At 71.0% G+C, this 17700-nt stretch carries 19 protein-coding genes; 6 read left to right on the top strand and 13 right to left on the bottom strand.

The annotated features are described in order from the left end of the window. Positions 1-65: 65 nt before the first annotated feature. From murJ to ACFFNX_RS18750, 3 genes are all read right to left on the bottom strand, one after another. Positions 66-1655 carry a murein biosynthesis integral membrane protein MurJ gene (murJ, locus tag ACFFNX_RS18760; protein WP_378203438.1) on the bottom strand — a complete coding sequence of 530 codons (1590 nt, stop codon included), beginning with the start codon at positions 1653-1655 and terminating at the stop codon, positions 66-68. Between the two features lie 118 nt (positions 1656-1773). Next, on the bottom strand, positions 1774-2394 hold the full coding sequence (locus ACFFNX_RS18755) for a hypothetical protein (protein ID WP_378203435.1): 621 nt from the start codon (positions 2392-2394) through the stop codon (positions 1774-1776). Continuing rightward, the gene (locus ACFFNX_RS18750; RefSeq protein WP_378203432.1) at positions 2387-3064 is read right to left on the bottom strand and encodes a hypothetical protein; all 678 of its coding nucleotides are present in this window, start codon (positions 3062-3064) and stop codon (positions 2387-2389) included. The genes ACFFNX_RS18755 and ACFFNX_RS18750 overlap by 8 nt, the downstream gene beginning before the upstream one ends. Positions 3065-3227: 163 nt before the next feature. Here ACFFNX_RS18750 and ACFFNX_RS18745 point away from each other — a divergent pair, with 163 nt between their 5' ends. Further along, the gene (locus tag ACFFNX_RS18745) at positions 3228-4655 is read left to right on the top strand and encodes an aldehyde dehydrogenase (protein WP_378203429.1); all 1428 of its coding nucleotides are present in this window, start codon (positions 3228-3230) and stop codon (positions 4653-4655) included. A 39-nt stretch (positions 4656-4694) separates the two neighbouring features. Here the strand turns inward: ACFFNX_RS18745 and ACFFNX_RS18740 are convergent, their stop codons facing one another. Further along, positions 4695-5351: an O-methyltransferase gene (locus tag ACFFNX_RS18740; RefSeq protein ID WP_378203426.1), complete on the bottom strand. Its 657-nt coding sequence runs from the start codon at positions 5349-5351 to the stop codon at positions 4695-4697. Positions 5352-5748: 397 nt separating this feature from the next. On the opposite strand from ACFFNX_RS18740, the gene ACFFNX_RS18735 reads away from it, so the two are divergent. Beyond that, positions 5749-5955, top strand: coding sequence for a hypothetical protein (locus ACFFNX_RS18735; RefSeq protein ID WP_378203423.1), 207 nt, complete (start codon positions 5749-5751; stop codon positions 5953-5955). A gap of 945 nt (positions 5956-6900) precedes the next feature. Here ACFFNX_RS18735 and ACFFNX_RS18730 read toward each other — a convergent pair. From ACFFNX_RS18730 to ACFFNX_RS18705, 6 genes are all read right to left on the bottom strand, one after another. Beyond that, a complete protein-coding gene (locus ACFFNX_RS18730) occupies positions 6901-7107 on the bottom strand; it encodes a hypothetical protein (RefSeq protein WP_378203420.1) in 207 nt (68 codons plus the stop codon). Positions 7108-7352: 245 nt separating this feature from the next. Then, complete coding sequence (locus ACFFNX_RS18725) at positions 7353-8405, bottom strand: SDR family oxidoreductase (RefSeq protein ID WP_378203417.1); 1053 nt, start codon at positions 8403-8405, stop codon at positions 7353-7355. A gap of 68 nt (positions 8406-8473) precedes the next feature. Then, on the bottom strand, positions 8474-9070 hold the full coding sequence (locus tag ACFFNX_RS18720) for a TetR/AcrR family transcriptional regulator (protein ID WP_378203414.1): 597 nt from the start codon (positions 9068-9070) through the stop codon (positions 8474-8476). An 877-nt stretch (positions 9071-9947) separates the two neighbouring features. Then, positions 9948-10112, bottom strand: a complete 165-nt coding sequence (locus ACFFNX_RS18715; RefSeq protein ID WP_378203411.1) for a DUF397 domain-containing protein — start codon at positions 10110-10112, stop codon at positions 9948-9950. Beyond that, a complete protein-coding gene (locus tag ACFFNX_RS18710) occupies positions 10109-10930 on the bottom strand; it encodes a helix-turn-helix domain-containing protein (RefSeq protein WP_378203398.1) in 822 nt (273 codons plus the stop codon). The genes ACFFNX_RS18715 and ACFFNX_RS18710 overlap by 4 nt, the downstream gene beginning before the upstream one ends. Positions 10931-11149: 219 nt before the next feature. After that, on the bottom strand, positions 11150-11818 hold the full coding sequence (locus ACFFNX_RS18705; RefSeq protein WP_378203395.1) for a pentapeptide repeat-containing protein: 669 nt from the start codon (positions 11816-11818) through the stop codon (positions 11150-11152). A 263-nt stretch (positions 11819-12081) separates the two neighbouring features. Here ACFFNX_RS18705 and ACFFNX_RS18700 point away from each other — a divergent pair, with 263 nt between their 5' ends. Beyond that, positions 12082-13041 (top strand): Gfo/Idh/MocA family protein, encoded by a 960-nt coding sequence (locus ACFFNX_RS18700; protein WP_378203391.1) that lies wholly within the window; start codon positions 12082-12084, stop codon positions 13039-13041. Between the two features lie 60 nt (positions 13042-13101). On the opposite strand, the gene ACFFNX_RS18695 is transcribed toward ACFFNX_RS18700, so the two are convergent. Then, positions 13102-13992, bottom strand: a complete 891-nt coding sequence (locus ACFFNX_RS18695) for an APC family permease (RefSeq protein WP_378203388.1) — start codon at positions 13990-13992, stop codon at positions 13102-13104. Next, on the bottom strand, positions 13980-14240 hold the full coding sequence (locus ACFFNX_RS18690) for a hypothetical protein (RefSeq protein WP_378203385.1): 261 nt from the start codon (positions 14238-14240) through the stop codon (positions 13980-13982). The genes ACFFNX_RS18695 and ACFFNX_RS18690 overlap by 13 nt, the downstream gene beginning before the upstream one ends. Before the next feature lie 278 nt (positions 14241-14518). Here ACFFNX_RS18690 and ACFFNX_RS18685 point away from each other — a divergent pair, with 278 nt between their 5' ends. From ACFFNX_RS18685 to ACFFNX_RS18675, 3 genes are read left to right on the top strand one after another with little or no spacing between them, the layout of a single operon-like run. Beyond that, complete coding sequence (locus ACFFNX_RS18685) at positions 14519-15112, top strand: GNAT family N-acetyltransferase (protein WP_378203383.1); 594 nt, start codon at positions 14519-14521, stop codon at positions 15110-15112. A 47-nt stretch (positions 15113-15159) separates the two neighbouring features. Further along, positions 15160-16017 carry a class I SAM-dependent methyltransferase gene (locus ACFFNX_RS18680; RefSeq protein ID WP_378203380.1) on the top strand — a complete coding sequence of 286 codons (858 nt, stop codon included), beginning with the start codon at positions 15160-15162 and terminating at the stop codon, positions 16015-16017. Continuing rightward, entirely contained in the window at positions 16014-16631 is a 618-nt protein-coding gene (locus ACFFNX_RS18675; protein ID WP_378203377.1) for an NAD(P)-dependent oxidoreductase, read from the top strand. Before ACFFNX_RS18680 ends, ACFFNX_RS18675 begins: the two co-directional genes overlap by 4 nt. Before the next feature lie 19 nt (positions 16632-16650). Here ACFFNX_RS18675 and ACFFNX_RS18670 read toward each other — a convergent pair. Then, on the bottom strand, positions 16651-17700 hold a 1050-nt coding region (locus ACFFNX_RS18670; RefSeq protein ID WP_378203374.1), incomplete at its 5' end, for a tetratricopeptide repeat protein.

Raw genomic sequence — 17700 nt, 5'->3', positions numbered from 1 at the left:
GGAACCGGCGTCCGGCGGCGGCCGCGGCGGGCGGGCGGCCCGCGCTCTCCAACGGCGTCGGCGTTTCAGCGGAGGCCCAGCGCCGCGGTCAGCGTTCTGAACTCGGTGATTCGCAGTGCGCGTGCGATGAGGGCGTAGAGGCCTCCGCCGGTCGCGGCCGCGGCGGTCACGGTGAGCAGTGACGCCGTCCAGGTGGTGCCGGTCGCCGAGCCGATGGCCCATGCCGTGCCGGCGGTCGCGGGGGCGGCGAGGGCCGCGGCGACGAGCATCCGCACGTGGGCGTTCAGCAGGCGGTGTCCGTCGATGCGGCCGATCCTGCGGCGGAGGAGCAACGCGGTGAGCAGCAGGCCGACCGTGTACGCGATCGCGGAGCACGCCGCGAGCGCGATGACCAGGTGCGGGCCGTGGTCGAACCTCGCGGCGGTCAGGCAGGCGCCGATCGTGGCGGCGGAGACCGTCACGCTCAGCAGGGCCGGGGTCCGGGTGTCGCCGAGGGCGTAGAAGACGCGCAGCATGATCTGGTACGCGGCGAACGGGACCAGCGCGAGCCCGTACGCGGCCAGGACCAGGCCCGTGAGGTGGGCGGCGGCGGGCGACGCGTTGCCGTGGGCGAACAGCACGGTGGTCAGGCGCGGGCCGAGCGTGATGAGGGCGGCGGCGACGGGCACCAGGACGACGCCGGTCAGCCGCAGGCTCTGGGACAGGTCGGCGATGACCCGTGCGAGGTCGCGGTCGGCGGCGGCCCGGCTGAGCCGCGGCAGGACGCCGGTGATGACGGTGACCGCGATGATGGCATAGGGCAACTGGAACAGGGTGCCCGCGTTGGAGTAGACGCTGACCGCCCCCGGTCCGGCGTGCGAGGCGAGCCTGGTGATCACGACGAACACCGCCTGGGCGGCGCTCACCGACGCGATCGTCCAGCCGGACATCACCGCGATCCTGCGGACCCCGATGCCCCGGGGGTCGGCGTGCAGCCTCGGCCGGAAACCGGCCCGGCGGCCGGACAGCAGGAGTACGGCCATCTGGGCGGCGACCCCGGCGCTCGTGCCGAGCGACAGCAGCAACGCCTGGCCCTGGGTGAGGGACTCCAGCCTCCCGGTGCCGCCGATCAGCAGGAACGCCGCGGCGGTGGCGATGACGACGACGTTGTTGGCCACCGGCGCCCACATCGGCGCGGCGAAGCGGCCACGGGCGTTGAGCACCGCGGACAGGGTGGCGCTCACCCCGTAGAACAGGATCTGCGGCATGAAGTACCGGGTGAACACCACCGCCAGATGGCGCTGTGCGGGCGTGAACCCGGGAACGTAGAGGCCCACGATGAACGGTGCCGCGACGATCGTCACGATCACCACGATCGACAGGCCGTAGACGACCAGGGACAGCAGCCGCTGGGCGAACAGGTCTCCGTCGACGCCGTCGTCGGCGGCCGTACGGACCAGGAGCGGCACCAGCACGCTCGCCAGGGCCCCGCCCATCACCAGCTCATAGATCGTGTTCGGGGTGACGTTCGCCGCCGTGTAGGCGTCCAGCAGCCGGGTGCCCAGCCCCAGCGCGGCCACCAGGGCCAACGTGCGCAGGAACCCGGTGAGGCGCGAGACGGCGGTGGCCACCGCCATCGCCCGGCCGGCCCGTACCAGCCGTGGTTGCTCCGACATTCGCTTCCTCTTCCTCATCCCAGAGAGGCGTTTCCGGTGAGGGCGACGTGGACCCCAGCGTACGGGCCGGGCGAGGCCCAGCGGCAACGCCGTCCACGTGGCCCTCGGCAACCCGTGATCATGGCCGGCGTGGGGCCGCGGTCTGCCGGATCAGGATGTGGAGGAGCCGGACGAGCTGCGGGCCCGTGTCCGGGTCGTCGGCGTGGCGGACGAGTGCCGGCAGCGGGCCCAGGTGATCGAGCATGACCTGCTCACGGGCCAGGACGAACAGCAGCGTCAAGAGCGCGGCCCGTGCGTTGCCGTCGCCGAACGGGTGGAAGAAGCACACGTCCAGATAGGCACGCGCGGCGCGGGACGGGAGCGGGACCGGGCCCGGTTCGCACTCGGCCAGGCAGGCGTTGAACTCTTCGAGTGGACGCGGCCCGTAACGTTCGCGGCCCTGCTTGGCGTACGCGTCGGTCACCCGGTAGGGGGCCTCGGGCACCTGAAGGACCTGGCGTTGCCACTCGCTCATCAGCGCGAAGTCGAGTCTCCGCCGTGCCGCGGCGTCTCGCCGCGACGCCCGGAGCGCCGCCAGGAGCCCGGCGGCGCGTGCGCGGGACCGCTCCGCCTCGACCGTGCGGATGTGGTGTTCGGCCCCGTCGCGCCGTCCGGCCACCGGGGTCCGGACGTCGCCCGGCTCTGTCCAGGGCACCTCGGATCGCAGCCGGAGCCAGGTGTCGAGCGCGTCCTCAGTCATCGTCGCGGTGGGCGAGCCCGGCGGCGAGGCGCCCGGCGGCCTCGTCGACGGCGTCGGGCCCGGGAGCCGTCCAGCTTTCGAAACGTCCGCCGATCGCCCCGTCGATCAGCGCTCCCGACCGCTCGGCGGGCACGCCGAGGTGGGAGAGGTACCACCGCAGCACTCGGGCGCAGGTCTCGTACCAGACGTCGTTGGCGCCGGTCCAGTCCGCGACGTGGGTGATGATGTCGGCGGCGGCCCGTTGGAACGCCCGCTCCCGCGGCGCCCCGGACGTGGGGAGCCGTACGAATCGTCCGGCCAGATCCTCCAGGAAGAGACGCCATTCGAGGAGAGCGTCGGCCACGCGGCTCAGCGCCTCCTCCTCGCCGGCGACGGAACTGTCCGCCCAGACCGAGACGGGGCCGGATATCCACCCCTCCTCGATGTTCCTGACCCAGCGCCAGCCGCAGGCCCATGCGCCGTAATAGCGGGTCAACGCGTTGGTCATGTCGTCGGGCCACCGCGTGAAGAACCATTCGGCGGACATCCATCGCTCCCAGCCCCAGTCGGGGTGGGAGGAGAATCCCGGGTCCGGGGCGAGGGCCTCGACGGCGGCCCGCGCCCCATCGGGGTCGAAGGGGTGGCGGCCCGGGTCGAGATCGTCCCAATGCAGGTTGTACGGGAAGAGCACCGTCGGTCTCCGTGGCGAATGACGTCCGAAAGCGACCAGTCTCCCGTACGGCCGGAGGCTCCGCGGATCCGTCCCCGGACCGGCATGGTGGACAAGACGGAGACGGGCGGCGAGGATGCCAAGCAAGCACTCGGTTACATCCCTCCCGCCTCCGGAGGCACGTATGCGGCAGCACGATCGGCTCTACATCGGCGGCGAGTGGGTCGCCCCCGCCGGCACCGGCACCATCGACGTCGTCTCGCCGCACACCGAGGAGGTCGTCGGGCGCGTCCCCGAGGCGACGCCCGCCGACATCGACCGGGCGGTGGCCGCCGCGCGGGAGGCGTTCGACAACGGGCCGTGGCCGCGCATGGACCCGGCCGAGCGCCGCGCGATCGTCGGGCGGCTGGCCGCGCTGTTCGGCGAACGGCTCCAGGACATGGCGGAGCTGATCACCGAGGAGATGGGCTCGCCGATCTCGTTCTCCCAGCTCGGTCAGACCGGGCAGGCGCTCGCCGTGTACGGCTACTTCAGCGAGTTGGACGTCCCCTGGGAGGAGGAGCGCGCGGGCATGCTCGGGCCGGTCACCGTGCGCCGCGAGCCGGTCGGCGTCGTGGCCGCGATCGTGCCGTGGAACGTCCCGCAGTTCATCATCGCGCTCAAGCTCGCCCCCGCCCTGGCCGCCGGCTGCACCATCGTGATCAAGCCGGCGCCGGAGACGCCCCTCGACGCGTACCCGCTCGCGGACATGCTGACCGAGGCGGGCGTGCCCAAGGGCGTGGTCAGCATCGTCGCGGCCGGCCGCGAGACCGGTGAGTACCTCGTACGGCACCCGGGCGTGGACAAGGTGGCGTTCACCGGCTCGACGGCGGCGGGCCGCCGGATCGGCGCCATCTGCGGCGAACAGCTCAAGCGCTGCACCCTCGAACTCGGCGGCAAGTCGGCGGCGATCATCTGCGACGACGCCGACCTGGACGCGACGATGGGCTGGCTCAAGCTCGCGTCGCTGATGAACAACGGGCAGGCCTGCATCGCGCAGACCCGGATCCTGGCCTCGCGCGGCCGCTACGACGAGGTCGTGGGCGCGCTGACCGAGACCGTACGCGGCATGCGGGTGGGCGACCCGGCGGACCCGGCGACCGAGATCGGCCCGCTCGTGGCCGCCCGCCAGCGCGAACGCGTCGAGAACTACATCCGCATCGGCCAGGAGGAGGGCGCGAAGGTGGCGCTCGGCGGGTCCGGCCGACCGCTCGACCGCGGCTGGTACGTCACGCCGACCGTCTTCTCGGGCGTCTCGAACGACATGCGGATCGCCCGCGAGGAGATCTTCGGCCCGGTGCTCGCGGTCATCCCGTACGAGGACGAGGACGACGCCGTGCGCATCGCCAACGACAGCGACTACGGCCTGGCCGGCACCGTCTGGACCACCGACGCCGACCATGGCCTCGACATCGCCCGCCGCGTACGGACCGGGACGTACGGCGTCAACACGTACATGATCGAGTCCTCGTCGCCGTTCGGCGGCTACAAGTCCAGCGGCGTCGGCCGCGAACTCGGCCCCGAAGGCCTGTCCGCCTACCTGGAGTACAAGTCCATCGCCCGGCTCGCCTGACGGTGAGGATGCGGGTGAGCGCCTCCCGCCTCGCGGGCATCACTTCTTGCGGGCGAGGGTGAGTCCGTCGGCGATGGCGATCATGGTGGCTTCCACGCGGTCGTCGCGGCGGATGCGTTCGTTGAGTTCCCGGACCGCCTGGGTGGTGTCCGCGCTGTCGGCCGGATCGATGACCCGGGCGTGGTAGAGGACGTTGTCGACCAGGATCGCCCCGCCAGGTGTGACCCGGGGCACGATCTCCTCCCAGTAGGCGGAGTAGTTGAGGTAGTCGGCGTCGATGAACGCCAGGTCGAATGCTGGTTCGTCGGGCATCGACCGCAGCGTGTCCAGCGCCGGGCCCAGGCGCAACTCGATCTGGTCGGCGACGCCGGCGGCAGCCCAGTGCCGTCGGGCGATCCGGGTCCATTCCTCGCTGATGTCACAGCAGGTCAGCCGGCCGCCCGCGCCGAGGCCACGGACGATCGCCAGGGCGGAGTACCCGGTGAAGGTACCGACCTCCAACGCGGTCTTCGCCCCGATCAGCCTGGTCAGCAAGGTCAGGAACGCGCCCTCGTCCGGTGAGATCTGCAGCCGCGCCTCGTGCCCGAGGGTGGCGGTCTCGGCGATGAGATCCTGTTGCACCGCGTCCGGCGGCGTTCCGTGGGCGCAGAGATAGTCGTACAGCTCATCCGACAACGGGGTGGGCCTCAACGTCATGCCAGGACACTATCGATCCGTCCACCGCGGCCGACGGCGCGGTTGCGGAGCCGATCGCGAGTGGGGTGTGGTGGCAGTGGGGTGGTGGCGAGCCGCCGGCTCAGGGCCTCGGCGATCCGGCGGACGTCGGTCTCGGCGGAGCGCCGGTTTGCCGAAGCGGCGCGGAGCGTGGGTACGCCCGCGTAGGTCGTGGGGGGTGAGGAACGCCTCCTGGCTCGGCTCGGTGCCGAGGTCCGACAGCCGCTCGGCGGTCGGCGGTCGGCGGTCGGCGGTCGGCGGTCGGCGGGAAGCGGACGACGTTCAGACGGACCGCCGCAGGTGGGCACAGCTCCGGAATCGTCTCGATGGCCTGGCTCAGGGCTCGCGCACAGGCGACGCACCGCTGGACGATCTCGCGGTGACCGTCCCGTCCATACGCCCACAGGGTGAGCAAGGCGGGGGTCTCGACGAGCGGGCCGAGGTAGGCGGCGGCGTTCTAGAAGACCCGTATCTGAAGGTGCCGGTGGCGGTGAACCGGCCCGCGCTGTCGTACGGCATGTTGAGCCACTTGCGCAGGTCGGCGCTGGGGGAATCGGCGGTGTCCAGACCGGTGACCGGATCCTGATGCTCTGGGGACAACGCGTCGAAACCGCCGAATGCGGCCTCGGCGTGCAGCCAGGACTCATGGCGGTCCCGCACAGGCATCCGCCCGGTCGGTTGCCGGGCGACCGCAGACGACGGGGACCTGGGCCAGCTCCACGGCGCCTTCCGCACCACCCCGGGCGGTCTGGCCTACCTCGTCCCCGACTTCCAGAGCCCGGCCGGTGCGCTCATGACGATCGCCGTCCGCCGGGCCGTCGCGCGGCCGACCGAACGCCACGGGGTCACTGTGGTGGCCGACGAGACCATGCGCGACCTCGACCTGCGGGTGACGCCGTCACCCCTGCCCCGGATACTCCGTTCCGTCCTCGTCGGGTCGGCCGCCAAGACGATACGGGGCGACCAACTGCTGCGTCGGCTGGATCCGGGCGACCGCCGCACTGATCGGCGAACCGGCCCGCCACCCCGGGTGCGAGCCGCTGTCCGCCCCGCCGACGCAGCAGTTGGTCCCCGTCGAACTCCTTCGCGACCCGGCTCCGGTGCTGCATCACCGGCGGGTGGGCCCCTTCGACGGCAGCGTGACCACCTGAGCGAACTGCTGGGCGGAGACGACCGTCGGCGGTTCACCGTCCCTCTTGGCGGCCTCGCGCTGTGGCTGCGCTGACCACCACAAGAGCCGACGTAATCGCGGCACGGACCCGTACAAGCCGACGTAGTCGCGGCACGAGCCCATACAAGCCAACGCGGTCGCGGCGCGGACCCGTAAAAGCGGGCCGGCGCTCTCCGTCTGGACCGTCGTTCGCGGCCGATCGGGGCCTGCCGTACCGCCTGTGGCTCCCCCTCCCTCCTCCGATCGCCGTCCTGGACCGCGTCGCGGGCGTACACCCACAGCACCACCTTCCAAAACCCACACCGGTCGGAGGGGGACAGGCCAGGCCCGGTGAGGGAGTGCTCGTCTGTAGTGGTGCTGTCAGTTGAGGGTGTCGGGGTCGGGGCCGGTGCGCATGTCGCGGTCGAGGGTGGTGATCGTGTCGATGTCCTTGCTGGTCAGTTCGGAGTCGAAGACGTCGAGGTTCTCGTGGACGCGGGTCGGGGTGACGGACTTGGGGATGACGATGTTGCTGTGCGAAGCCCTCGGACGCGCCGCCGACGACCCCAGGCTGCAGCCGCTCGTCAAGGCCGTCGAGGAGCTGGATCCCTGATAGAGCCGGGTCGGCGCGGAGTGCGAAGCGAACACCCGCTCGGCCGGACCGCCGAGCCCGCCGGTGCGTCTCGCCGACCAGACGTTCCAGCACGTCCCGCCGACCGGCGGACCGCACGGGGAAGAGCCCTGATCCCGATGCCGTGACGGACCGGCCGATGATCCGGGTCGGACGCCACATCGTGTCGCTGACGGCTCTCCGTCCCGCGCCGTCCTCTTACCTACCTGAGGTCCGTGACGGGCAGGAGGCCGAGTTCCAGGAGGCTTTCGGCGGTGGCCGAGACGGCGTCGTCGGCGCTGCGGGGCTTCCAGCCGAGCATGGTGCGGGCCTTGTCGTTGCTGACGTGGCGGACCTTGCCGAGGTTGGGCAGCATGCCCTTCAGCGCCGGGTCGGCCTGGGCGGCCTTGCGCACCACCTCGTCCGGAAGCTCGGTGGCCGGGACGGCGCCGGCGGCGTCGCCGAGCCGATCGCGGATGGCGAGTGCGATGTGGTGCAGGGAGACGGCGTCGCCGGCGGCGGCGATGAAGCGCTCGCCCGCGGCCCGAGGGTCGGTCATGGCCTTCAGGTGCAGGTCGGCGGCGTCCCGGACATCGACGACGGCGAAGTACAGACGGGGTGCGCCCGGCATGGCGCCGCTGAACAGGCCGGTGATCATGTTGATCGAGGAGGAGTGGTCGGTACCGATGACAGGGCCGAAGATGCCGACCGGGGCGACGGTGGCGAGTTGGAGGGCGTCGCCTTCGCGCTCGACGAAGTCCCAGGCGGCCCGCTCGGCCAGCACCTTGGACCTGATGTAGGCGGGGATGTCGCCGTCCGGGTCGGTCCAGTCGTCCTCGGTGAAGGGCCGTTCGGTGGCGGGCCTGCCGTAGCCGACCGCGGCGAACGAGGAGGTGACCACAACGCGTTCGACGCCTGCGTCGCGAGCCGCACGCAGAACGCGCAGCGTGCCCTCCCTGGCCGGGACGATCAGGTCGTCCTCGTGGTCGGGCTCGCCGCCCGGGAAGGGCGAGGCGGTATGGAGCACGTAGCGGCAGCCCGCCACCGCCTCGGCCCACCCCTCATCCGCGGTGAGGTCGGCCGGCACGAACGCGAGCCGCTCGCCCGCGTTCACGCCCATGGCCCCCAGATCTTCGCGAACCTGCGGCTCGCGGCCGAGGGAGCGCACGGTGGTACGGACCCGGTAGCCCTCGCTGAGGGCCTGGGCGATCACCCGGCCGCCCAGGAAGCCGGACCCTCCGGTGACCAGGACGGTGTCGGTCGAAGTGCTGCTCATGGGGAGGTTCCTTGTCTTTCCGTGTGCGGACCGGCCGGTCCGAGGGACGTCGGCCAGATGAGGAGGGGTCAGCCGCCGCCGGTCAGCGCCGGCAGCAGCAGGGCGTCCATGACCGCGATGAGCTGGTCGGCGTCGGCCTCGATGCCGTTGAAGAGCTTCTCCACGAAGAGGCTGCCCAGCAGGAACATCTCGGCGTGCGCCAGGGCCGGATTGCCGGGCCGGATCGTTCCGCGCTCGACGTGCCGGGCAAGGATCATGCGCAGCGCGTCGAGGTAGGGGGCGAACAGGACATCCCGCAGTGCCTGGGCCAGCGCAGGGTCGGATATGACCGCTTGCCAGATCCCCAGGGTCGGGGCGCCCCGCGGGTGCGGCGCCGGCATCATGCGAGCCAGTGCCACCAGGTCATCGCGCAGGCTACCGGCGTCGATGTGCGACAGGGGTGCGTACTTGCGCGCCATCATCGCCGTGATCACCAGCTTGGGCTTGTTCTCCCACTGCCGGTACAGCGTGGCCGTGCTCGCCTTCGTCCGCCTGGCCACCTCGTCCACGGTCGCCTGCTCGTAGCCGACCTCGGCGACCAGGTCGAACGTGACGTCGAGGATCTCGCGTTCGCGTTCCTCCGTCAGCCGCCTGCGCCGGTTGGGGGCCGGTGGCTGCTTGCTCATCTGCTGGTTCCCGTCATCGGTTGCCGATCCGCGTCCGACCGCTTGAACGACCAGATAGCGAAAACGTGTTTTCGACAATACGTTTTCGCTGAGGTGTTCTTCAAGTCGTACGTGAAGCGCCGGGGCCGGGAGGCCGACCAGGTCCGGGTGGACGGCGCGGTGATCGTGGTCGCACTCCCACCACTTACGCCGATGCCCCGTCGGCCGACGGCAGGGGTGGCCGTTGGAGTGATGGACGATCGCCCGTCCGCCGGCGGCGAGCGGTCGTCCCCGCACGTTCGCCGTGGGGACGACCCGGAGATCTTCCGCCCGTCCGCCGCGACGAGCGTGAACGGCTCACGGCGGGAAGGAGTGCGACGCCGCCGCGGACCACGGGCCGTTGTTCGTCTCGCGGGTCGAGCGTCCGCCGCCGGCACACCCGGCCGGGCGAGGGAGCGACGGCCGCGATGCGTACGCCCTCGGACCGGCACGCGTACGACAACGGCATCAGGTCGCCGCCGGTGTCGTCCGGCGAGCCGCAGAAGCTGGGGACCTGCGGCGTCGCACGGCCCGGTCGCAGTGTCCATGGTCGGCCACCAGCACGTCACCACTGCCGCCGAGAACTCGCCGCTTTCCCGTACGGCGCAAGAGGATCCGCCTGTCATAGGCGAGGACATCGCCGACGACCGCACGCCCGCGCACAGGTCGTGGTGCTACCGACGCGGTACGCCGGGGACCGCGTCATACAGGTCGATGCCATGGTCCTCGGTGACCAGGGCGTACGGTATCTGCGCCGCCGGGAGGTCCACCGCGTCCCGCCCGTGGAGCCCCGGCGCATGAGACCGGCGACACGATGGCAGGCGCGGCGAACCGAGCCGCGCCTGACCGCATCATGCGATTACTTGGAGAACAAATCCGTTGCCGGGCTCACCTGAATCGTGGCGACTTCCACGCACTGACCGCCCGTGTCACCGCTCCGGCGACTCTTGCGCCAGACGACGACCTCGACACAGTTACCGCCCGTGTCGCCGCTTCGACTGCTCTTCCGCCACTGGTCGCTCATAGACTCTCCAACGTCCTACGGAGCAATTTCAGGGACTCGTCGGCGGACATCGCCGCGCCCCTGATCAAGTCGTAGCGTAGCGCGTACTCCTGAACGATTGCCGGGTCGGCGATGAGCTGGCCACCCACGTGACCCTCGATATAGACGATGTCGTGGCCGTCCTCGAATCCGAGAATGTCGAACGCTCCCATGAGCCCGGCATACGACCCGGCGGTATCCGGGACGATCTGAAGTGTCACGTTCGACCTTTGCGCCAGTTCGATGAGGTGCTCGATCTGGCCGCACATCACCTCTCGGCTGCCGATCCGGCGCTTGATGGCCACCTCGTCCAAGACCACGAAGACGAGCGGCGGCTTCGGCCGATTGAGGACCTCCTGCCGCTCCATGCGCTTGGCGACGAGCTGTTCGATCTCCTCCGGCTCGCGACCCGCCTTCAGCATCTCGTAGGCGTAGTCCCGCGACTGAAAGAGCCCCTTGATCACACTCGGCTCGAAGGCGTACATCCTCTTCGCCTGAGCCTCGCGAGCCAGGAATTCGGAGAAGCCTCGCGGCAGTGAGGCCACGTGACGGGTCTCGTTGATGAGCTTCCAGAGGCGGAGGAACAGGCCGTTGGTCTCGAAGAACGTGTCGAGGTCCTCGGCGAGCTGCTTCGATGGGAGGTTCTTGGCCCCTTCGACCTGGCCGATGAGCTGCGGCGAGTATCCCAGCCGCTCGGCGAGTTCGATCTTGGACATCCCGGCCTTCATGCGCCACACCATTAATTCGCCGGCGAAGGCGAGAATCGCCGGGAACTCGTACGGCTCTTTCTGCGCGACCATGATGGACCTCCGGGGGGTTCGGTACGGGGGGCTACCTGCAGCGATCGCCACCAAGAATAACCACATGCGTACGCCGGGAGTGAAATAACCGAGAAAAGCGAAGGACAGATCCGCACAAATTGGAATTTCCCGTTACCGAGTAATTCCTGCCTCGCAATTCCCAGGGCCGCCGATGGTCTGTCGGCTCTCGCAGTACCAGGTGCAGCCGCGGCTGACGGGTCATTCCTCGATCGTGATGCCCAGGGACGCCGCCAAAGTGTGCACGAGGCCCTGCGCGTCGGCGGCCTGCACGGTCGCGCCGCGCAGGCTCTCGACGCCGCTGAGCCCCCACAGGTCGCAGCCGGAGAACACGACGCCGCCCGTCATCACGGCCTGGCTGAACCGCACGCCTTCCATGCGGCAGTCCTCGAACCGGCAGCCGGTGAACTCCGCGCTCTGGAAGTCGGCCTCGGTGAGGTTGCAGTCGCGGAAGACGACGTGGCGGAACCGGCTCATCCGGAACCGGGCGAGGTCGGCCCGGCAGCCCTCGAACACCACGTCGCGGAACGAGCAGCCGCCCCACGTCGCCCCGGTCAGGCGGCAGCGTTCGAGCCGGGCCGTGGCCATCACGCCGTTGCTGACGTCGATGTTCGCCAGGTCGCAGCCGAGGAACTCGGTGTCGGACAGGCTCGCGCGCGGCAGGACCGCGCCGGCGAGCCGTACGGTGTCGAACCGGCAGCGTTCGACGTCGAGCCCGTCCGCGCGGCTGCCCGCCGGGACGCCGCCGCCGTACTCCGTGGACAGGCAGACGCCGTCTTCGGCGAGGAAGACCTCGGACAGCCGGGCGGGGACGAGGTCGGCGGGAAGCTTCGGCGGCACGGGGTGGCGTACGGCACGTCGGGTGGGCACCGGTCGAACCTACCGGGCCCCCAGGACCCCGATCGGCATCATGACGATGAGGAGGGCCGGGACGACGTTCAGCGCGGCGAGGACGGGCCCCGGCGGGGAGGTCGGCGGCGTCCGTACGCACCCGGCCGGTCCGCCGGGCGACGTCGTCGACCTGGACGATGCCCGGCACCGTGCGGCGGCGGGTCGTCCGGTCGGACCGGGAAGTTCAGGTGCCTTCCGACAGGTATATGGGACACGGACGATTCGCCGTACGATGTCCGATCGTGACGATTCGATGGGGGATCCTGGGCACCGGCGGGATCGCGCGCACGTTCACCGAGGACCTGCTCCACCTCGGGCACGAGGTGGCGGCGGTCGGCTCGCGTGCCGCGCACACGGCCGAGGCGTTCGCGGACCGCTACGACATTCCACGGGCGTACGGGTCCTACGCCGAACTCGCCGCCGACGACAAGGTCGACGTCGTCTACGTCGCGACGACGCACAACGTGCACCACTCCGCCGCCCGTACGTGCCTGGAGGCGGGCCGCGCGGTGCTCGTGGAGAAGCCGTTCACCACGACGGCGGCCGACGCGCGGGACCTCGTCGCCCTCGCCCGCGAGCGGAACCTGTTCGCGATGGAGGCGATGTGGACACGGTTCAACCCGCTCATCGCCCGGGTGCGCGCGCTGGTCGCCGACGGCGCGATCGGCGACGTGAAGGCGGTGTACGCCGACTTCTCCGAGAACTTCCCCTTCGACGCCGCCCACCGGCTGTGGGCGCCGGACCTGGCGGGCGGGGCACTGCTCGACCTGGGCGTGTACCCGGTGTCGTTCGCGTGGATGCTGCTCGGCGAGCCGGCGACCGTCCAGGCGGTGACGACACCCGCGCCGACCGGCGTGGACTCCAACACCGGCATCCTGTTCGGCTACGAGTCGGGCGCGCTGGCGCTGCTGCACTGCGGGTTCCTGGCCAAGACGCCGCAGACCGCGACGGTCACCGGCACGGCGGGCTCGATCGAGGTGGCCGGGCCGTTCTGGCACCCGGGCACGATGACGCTGCACCGCGACGGGGCGGAGCCGGAGACGTTCCGCCTGGACGTCGACGGGCACGGCTACACGTACCAGGCCGAGGAGGTCGCCCGCTGCGTCGAGGCCGGGCTCACCGAGTCGCCGGCGATGCCGCTGGATGAGACCGTGGCCATCCTCCACAGCCTCGAGACGATCGCCGACCGCCTCACCGCCTGACCTCACCGCGCGGGAGATCCGCCGAGAAGACATGGTCTCGAACCGGCACGAGCCCCGCTCTCACTGGAGGACGGGGCTCGTGCCGAGAGCGGGGGGCTCAGTCGGCGAGTGCGGGTTCGGCGTCCACCGGCCCTCCACTCCATCTTGTGCGTGAGCTGGCCGGTCGCCGCGAAGATCGCCATCAGGACGTACCCGAACACGACGATGACGAAGAACTTCCCGTTCGTGTTCCAGCCGGTCCAATAGATGATCAGGTTGGCCGAGAAGAACGCCAGCAGCGGGATCGTGTCGCCGCCCCAGAGCCGGAACGGGGGTGACCAGGCCGACGAGCTGCTGCCAGCTCGGGAACGGCAGCAGCATGATCGCCGCGACGACGAACGTGATGATCAATGACATCCACGGCACGCCACGGCGGCTCAGCCTGCCGATGCCGCCGGGCGCGGCGCCGTTGCGCGCCATCGTGTAGCCCAGCCGGGAGGTGACGGCGGAGTAGACGAGGCCGGTGTCACCCGGGGAGACCACGGCGTCGACGTACAGGATGGTGGCCAGCCAGCCCAGGCCGATCGCCGTGGAGACCGCGGCGAGCGGGCCGAAGTCGTTCGTGAACGACAGCTTGGACCAGCCGTGCGCCAGGTCGCCGCCCGACAGCGCGCCGATGAAGGCGATCTGCAGGAGCACGTAGATGGCCATGCAGATGATGACCGAGCCGACCACCGCGGATGGAACGTTCCGTCGGGGGTTGTCGCTTTCGCCGGCCAGTTCGATGGCCTGGCGGAAGCCCAGATACGAGAACGTGATGCCCGACGTGGAGATCGCGGTCAGCATGGCCTTGCTGCCGGCCGGGGCGAACCCCTGATCGGAGAAGTTCGCGGCGTGGAACGCGGTGACCAGGAACGCCACCGCGAGCAGCAGGAGCGCGACCGCGATGCCGACCGGCGTCAGCGTGTGCACCGGCGAACCGTCGACCATGTGCTTGTCGGTGAAGTGGTACCACTTGGTGGCGTACTGCAGGCGATCGCCCAGGAGAAGATCGCGGCGGGGCCGGCGATGATGCCGGCGTTCATCGCCCCGAACAGCCAGCCCGAGCCGATGATCGACCCGACCCCGGTGAAGAGCAGGCCGATGCGTCCGATGTCCCGGCGAAGATGTCGGCTCTCCTCGCCTCCGGGTGCTCGTGGAGTATCCGTGGCCGCTGTCATGCAGCTCCTCTCTTGCCAGGCCACGCTCCCAGGCAGGCCCCGTAGCGCGGCCTCGCAGAACAATCGCGTACGACCCAGGAAAAATGGGCCGTCCATTTACTCCGTTTCGGCGCGTTACTCCTCATGACTGCGAAAGTTGAAGCCCCGGATCCGGCCGGACGGGACACTTCCGGTGGGAACGAGAGCCGGAAATGTTTGAGCGGAGCGATGACGGCGATAATGCCGAAATCGCATTTTCGAGCGCCCTCGAAGCGCCGCGGGGAGGGCATGATGAGCGCATGCCAGATCTCGTGGAGCCCGCGGTGCCGGCCGGGCGGATGGGCGGACGGCCACAGCCCTGCCTGTCCGTGGACGAACTGACGATCCGCCCCTGGAACGCCCGCGACGCGCCGGTCATCGTCGCCGCCTACGCGGACGAGGACATCCAGCGATGGCACGCGCGGTCGCTGGACCGGAACGAGGCGACGATATGGGCGGCACGGTGGGCGGATCGCTGGAGGCACGAGACCGGCGCCGACTGGGCGGTCACCGAGGGCGACACCGTGCTCGGCCGCATCGGCATCCGCCGGCTGGACCTCGCGGAGGGGTTCGGCGAGGCGGCGTACTGGGTACTGCCCGCCGCCCGCGGCCGCGCCGTCGCACCCCGCGCGCTGACCGCCGTGACGGACTGGATGTTCACCCTCGGCCTGCACCGGATGGAGCTGACGCACTCGACCCGCAACACCGCGTCCTGCCGCGTCGCGGAGAAGGCCGGCTACGCGTACGAGGGCACAATGCACGGACGCGGCCTGCACGCCGACGGCTACCACGACATGCACCTGCACGCCCGCCTTCACACCCCCGCCACGGTGACACGGCCCCCGGCCGTCTGACAGCGGCCTGTGCTGACTTTGACAGGTGCGGTCGGCACTCTCGTGTCATGGACATCGTCAACGCTCAGCAGGCGGAGGCGTGGAACGGGTACGAAGGCCGGCACTGGGCCGACAACCACCGCCGCTACGACATCCTGCTCGAAGGGATGAACGGTCCCCTCTTCGCAGGAGCCGGGATCCAGCCGGGTCACCGGGTGCTCGACGTCGGCTGTGGCACCGGGCGGACGACCCGCATGGCCGCGTGCCGTGCACTGTCCGGGCACGCGGTCGGCCTCGACCTGTCCGGGCCGATGCTCGAACGGGCACGCCGTACGGCGGCGGAGGAAGAGATCGTCAATGTCACCTTCGAGCAGGGCGACGCGCAGACCCATCCCTTCCCCGAGTCCCGCTTCGACGTCGCGATCAGCCGCGGCGGGATCATGTACTTCGCCGATCCGGTCGCCGCGTTCGCCAACATCGGCCGTACCCTCAAGCCGGGCGGCCGGCTGGCGTTCGTGTGCGGTCGCGACTCCGGGGACAACGACCTCGACGGGATCTGGGCGGCCATGGCGCGGCACGTCTCCCTGCCCGACCCTGCCGAGGACGACGCGCCCGGACCGATGAACTTCACCGATCGGGAGCACATCGACGCGGTGCTCACCGGCGCCGGTTTCGGCGACGTCGTCGCCACGCCCATCGGCACGGTCTCGATATACGGCCGGGACGCCGAGGACGCCACCGGCTTCATCTTCGGCTGGGGGCCGGTCCGCCACTGGCTCCGCGACGCCGATCCGGCCGCGACGGACCGGGCGCGGCGGGCGGTCCGGTCCGCGTTGCGGCCGTTCGAGATCGACGGTGCGGTACGCCTCGCCAACCCGGGCTGGCGGTTCACGGCCACCCGCGCACGGACGGCGTCGCCGGCATGAGGCTCACGGTCTTCGGGGCGAGCGGAGGAACGGGCCGGCAGGTCGTACGGCAGGCGCTCGTGGCCGGACACCACGTGACGGCGGTGGTGCGCGACCCGGAACGGCTGTCCATGGATCATCCGCGGCTCGACGTGGTGACCGCCGACGTGACCGACCCCGAGGCTCTGGTCCCGGCGTTGAGGGGGCGGGACGCGGCCGTCTCGGGGCTCGGTCCGCCCTGCGGCGGACGCGCCGGCATCGCCACCTCCGGGACCCGGGCGATACTGGCCGCGCTGCACGGCAGCGGCGTCCGCCGGTTCGAGGCGATCAGCGCGGGACCGCTCGCGCCGCTGCCCGACGGTGACCCGCTCCGGCCCCTGCTCATGAGGATCCTCAAGGACGTGTACGCGGACCTGGCGCGGATGGAGGAGGCGATGCGGACCAGCGCCGTGGACTGGACGATCGTGCGGGTGCCACGGCTGACCGACAAGCCGGCCACCGGCCGGTATCGGCGTCTCGTCGGCGGCGACGTGCCTCGTGCCCTGACCATCTCACGCGGCGATCTCGCTCACGCGATGCTGTCGATGCTGGACGACCCCGCGACCATCCGTCAGGCGGTCGGTGTGGCGTACTGACCCCTCGGCCGGCGCGCGCTCAGCCGAGATGCAGCTCCACGAGGGTGAGCGCGCCGCCGTCGTCCAGGTCGCGCCCACGGGCGTAGGCGGCCTCGTAGGCGTGCTCGCCGAGCTCGTCGCGCAGCCGGGGCGCGATCCCCGCCAGGTCGCAGTCGATCGCGTCGAGCGAGCCGAGCAGGGTGTGGACCGCGCCGAGCAGTTCCGCCGCCGTGGCGGCCTGGCCCTGGAGCGACCTCAGCCGGGCCAGCCGGGCGACGGCCAGGGCCACCAGCGTCGGGTCGGGCACGGCGACGGCCAGGGCGAACGCCTCGGCGACATGCCGCTCCGCCGCCACGAGGTCGTGCCGGTCCGTGGCGAGATCCGCCGCCGCGCACTCGTAGCTGACGCGAAGGAGCGGCTCGGCCTGCGGGGCACGATCGAGTTCTTCGCCGGCCCGTCGCAACTGCTCCGCCGCGTCGGCCAGGTCACCGTCGCGGCGGGCGATGTCACTCAGGATGAGCCTGGCGCCGGCCCGGTGGTGTTCCGGCAGCCCGCCGAGGTCGGTGCGCATCAGCTCCAGCAGCTCGGACCTGGCCCGTACGGTGTCACCCGCGCGAAACCGCGTCTCGGCGAGCCACACCCGCTGGAGCACCGCCCCGTCGGCCGGGTCGAGCTCACGCAGCAGCCGTACGGCCCGCTCGAGACACGCGATCGCGTCCTTGAACTCGCCGTGGACGGTCCGCAGATCCGCCAGCGTCGTCAGCGACCATGCCAGCCCGGCGCGCTCCCCCACGGACTCGAACTCGGTGATCGCGAGCTCCAGTTCGGTGCACATGCTCGCGGTGTCGCCGGCGCTCCCGTACAGCGTGGCCCGCATGAGCCGCAGCACCGCACGCGTCCAGACGTCCGGATGTGACAGCCACCGGTCGATCACCGCCGCCGCGGCGCCGTCGCCGGAGGCGAACGCGAGGGCGGGCTCGACCAGGGCCACCAGCGGGTGCGCGGTCTCCGGCGACGGCGTACGTATCCGCGCGGCGGCGAGCTCGTCGACCTCGCGGCCGGCCAGCGGGTCGGTCGCCAGGAGCCGCAG

Origin of the sequence: Actinoallomurus acaciae (assembly GCF_042429965.1) — a bacterium.
Lineage (GTDB): Bacteria > Actinomycetota > Actinomycetes > Streptosporangiales > Streptosporangiaceae > Actinoallomurus > Actinoallomurus acaciae.
The sequence above is the reverse complement of the archived record's forward strand: the minus strand, read 5'-3'. Positions and strand labels throughout refer to the sequence as shown.

Bases quoted from the DNA above. Each gene is read 5' to 3' on its own strand.
- ACFFNX_RS18720 (WP_378203414.1), bottom strand. From the start codon at position 9,070: ATGAGCAAGCAGCCACCGGCCCCCAACCGGCGCAGGCGGCTGACGGAG.
- ACFFNX_RS18725 (WP_378203417.1), bottom strand. From the start codon at position 8,405: ATGAGCAGCACTTCGACCGACACCGTCCTGGTCACCGGAGGGTCCGGC.
- ACFFNX_RS18740 (WP_378203426.1), bottom strand. From the start codon at position 5,351: ATGACGTTGAGGCCCACCCCGTTGTCGGATGAGCTGTACGACTATCTC.
- ACFFNX_RS18680 (WP_378203380.1), top strand. From the start codon at position 15,160: ATGGACATCGTCAACGCTCAGCAGGCGGAGGCGTGGAACGGGTACGAA.
- ACFFNX_RS18710 (WP_378203398.1), bottom strand. From the start codon at position 10,930: ATGGTCGCGCAGAAAGAGCCGTACGAGTTCCCGGCGATTCTCGCCTTC.
- murJ (WP_378203438.1), bottom strand. From the start codon at position 1,655: ATGTCGGAGCAACCACGGCTGGTACGGGCCGGCCGGGCGATGGCGGTG.
- ACFFNX_RS18675 (WP_378203377.1), top strand. From the start codon at position 16,014: ATGAGGCTCACGGTCTTCGGGGCGAGCGGAGGAACGGGCCGGCAGGTC.
- ACFFNX_RS18715 (WP_378203411.1), bottom strand. From the start codon at position 10,112: ATGAGCGACCAGTGGCGGAAGAGCAGTCGAAGCGGCGACACGGGCGGT.
- ACFFNX_RS18685 (WP_378203383.1), top strand. From the start codon at position 14,519: ATGCCAGATCTCGTGGAGCCCGCGGTGCCGGCCGGGCGGATGGGCGGA.
- ACFFNX_RS18690 (WP_378203385.1), bottom strand. From the start codon at position 14,240: ATGACAGCGGCCACGGATACTCCACGAGCACCCGGAGGCGAGGAGAGC.
- ACFFNX_RS18745 (WP_378203429.1), top strand. From the start codon at position 3,228: ATGCGGCAGCACGATCGGCTCTACATCGGCGGCGAGTGGGTCGCCCCC.
- ACFFNX_RS18755 (WP_378203435.1), bottom strand. From the start codon at position 2,394: ATGACTGAGGACGCGCTCGACACCTGGCTCCGGCTGCGATCCGAGGTG.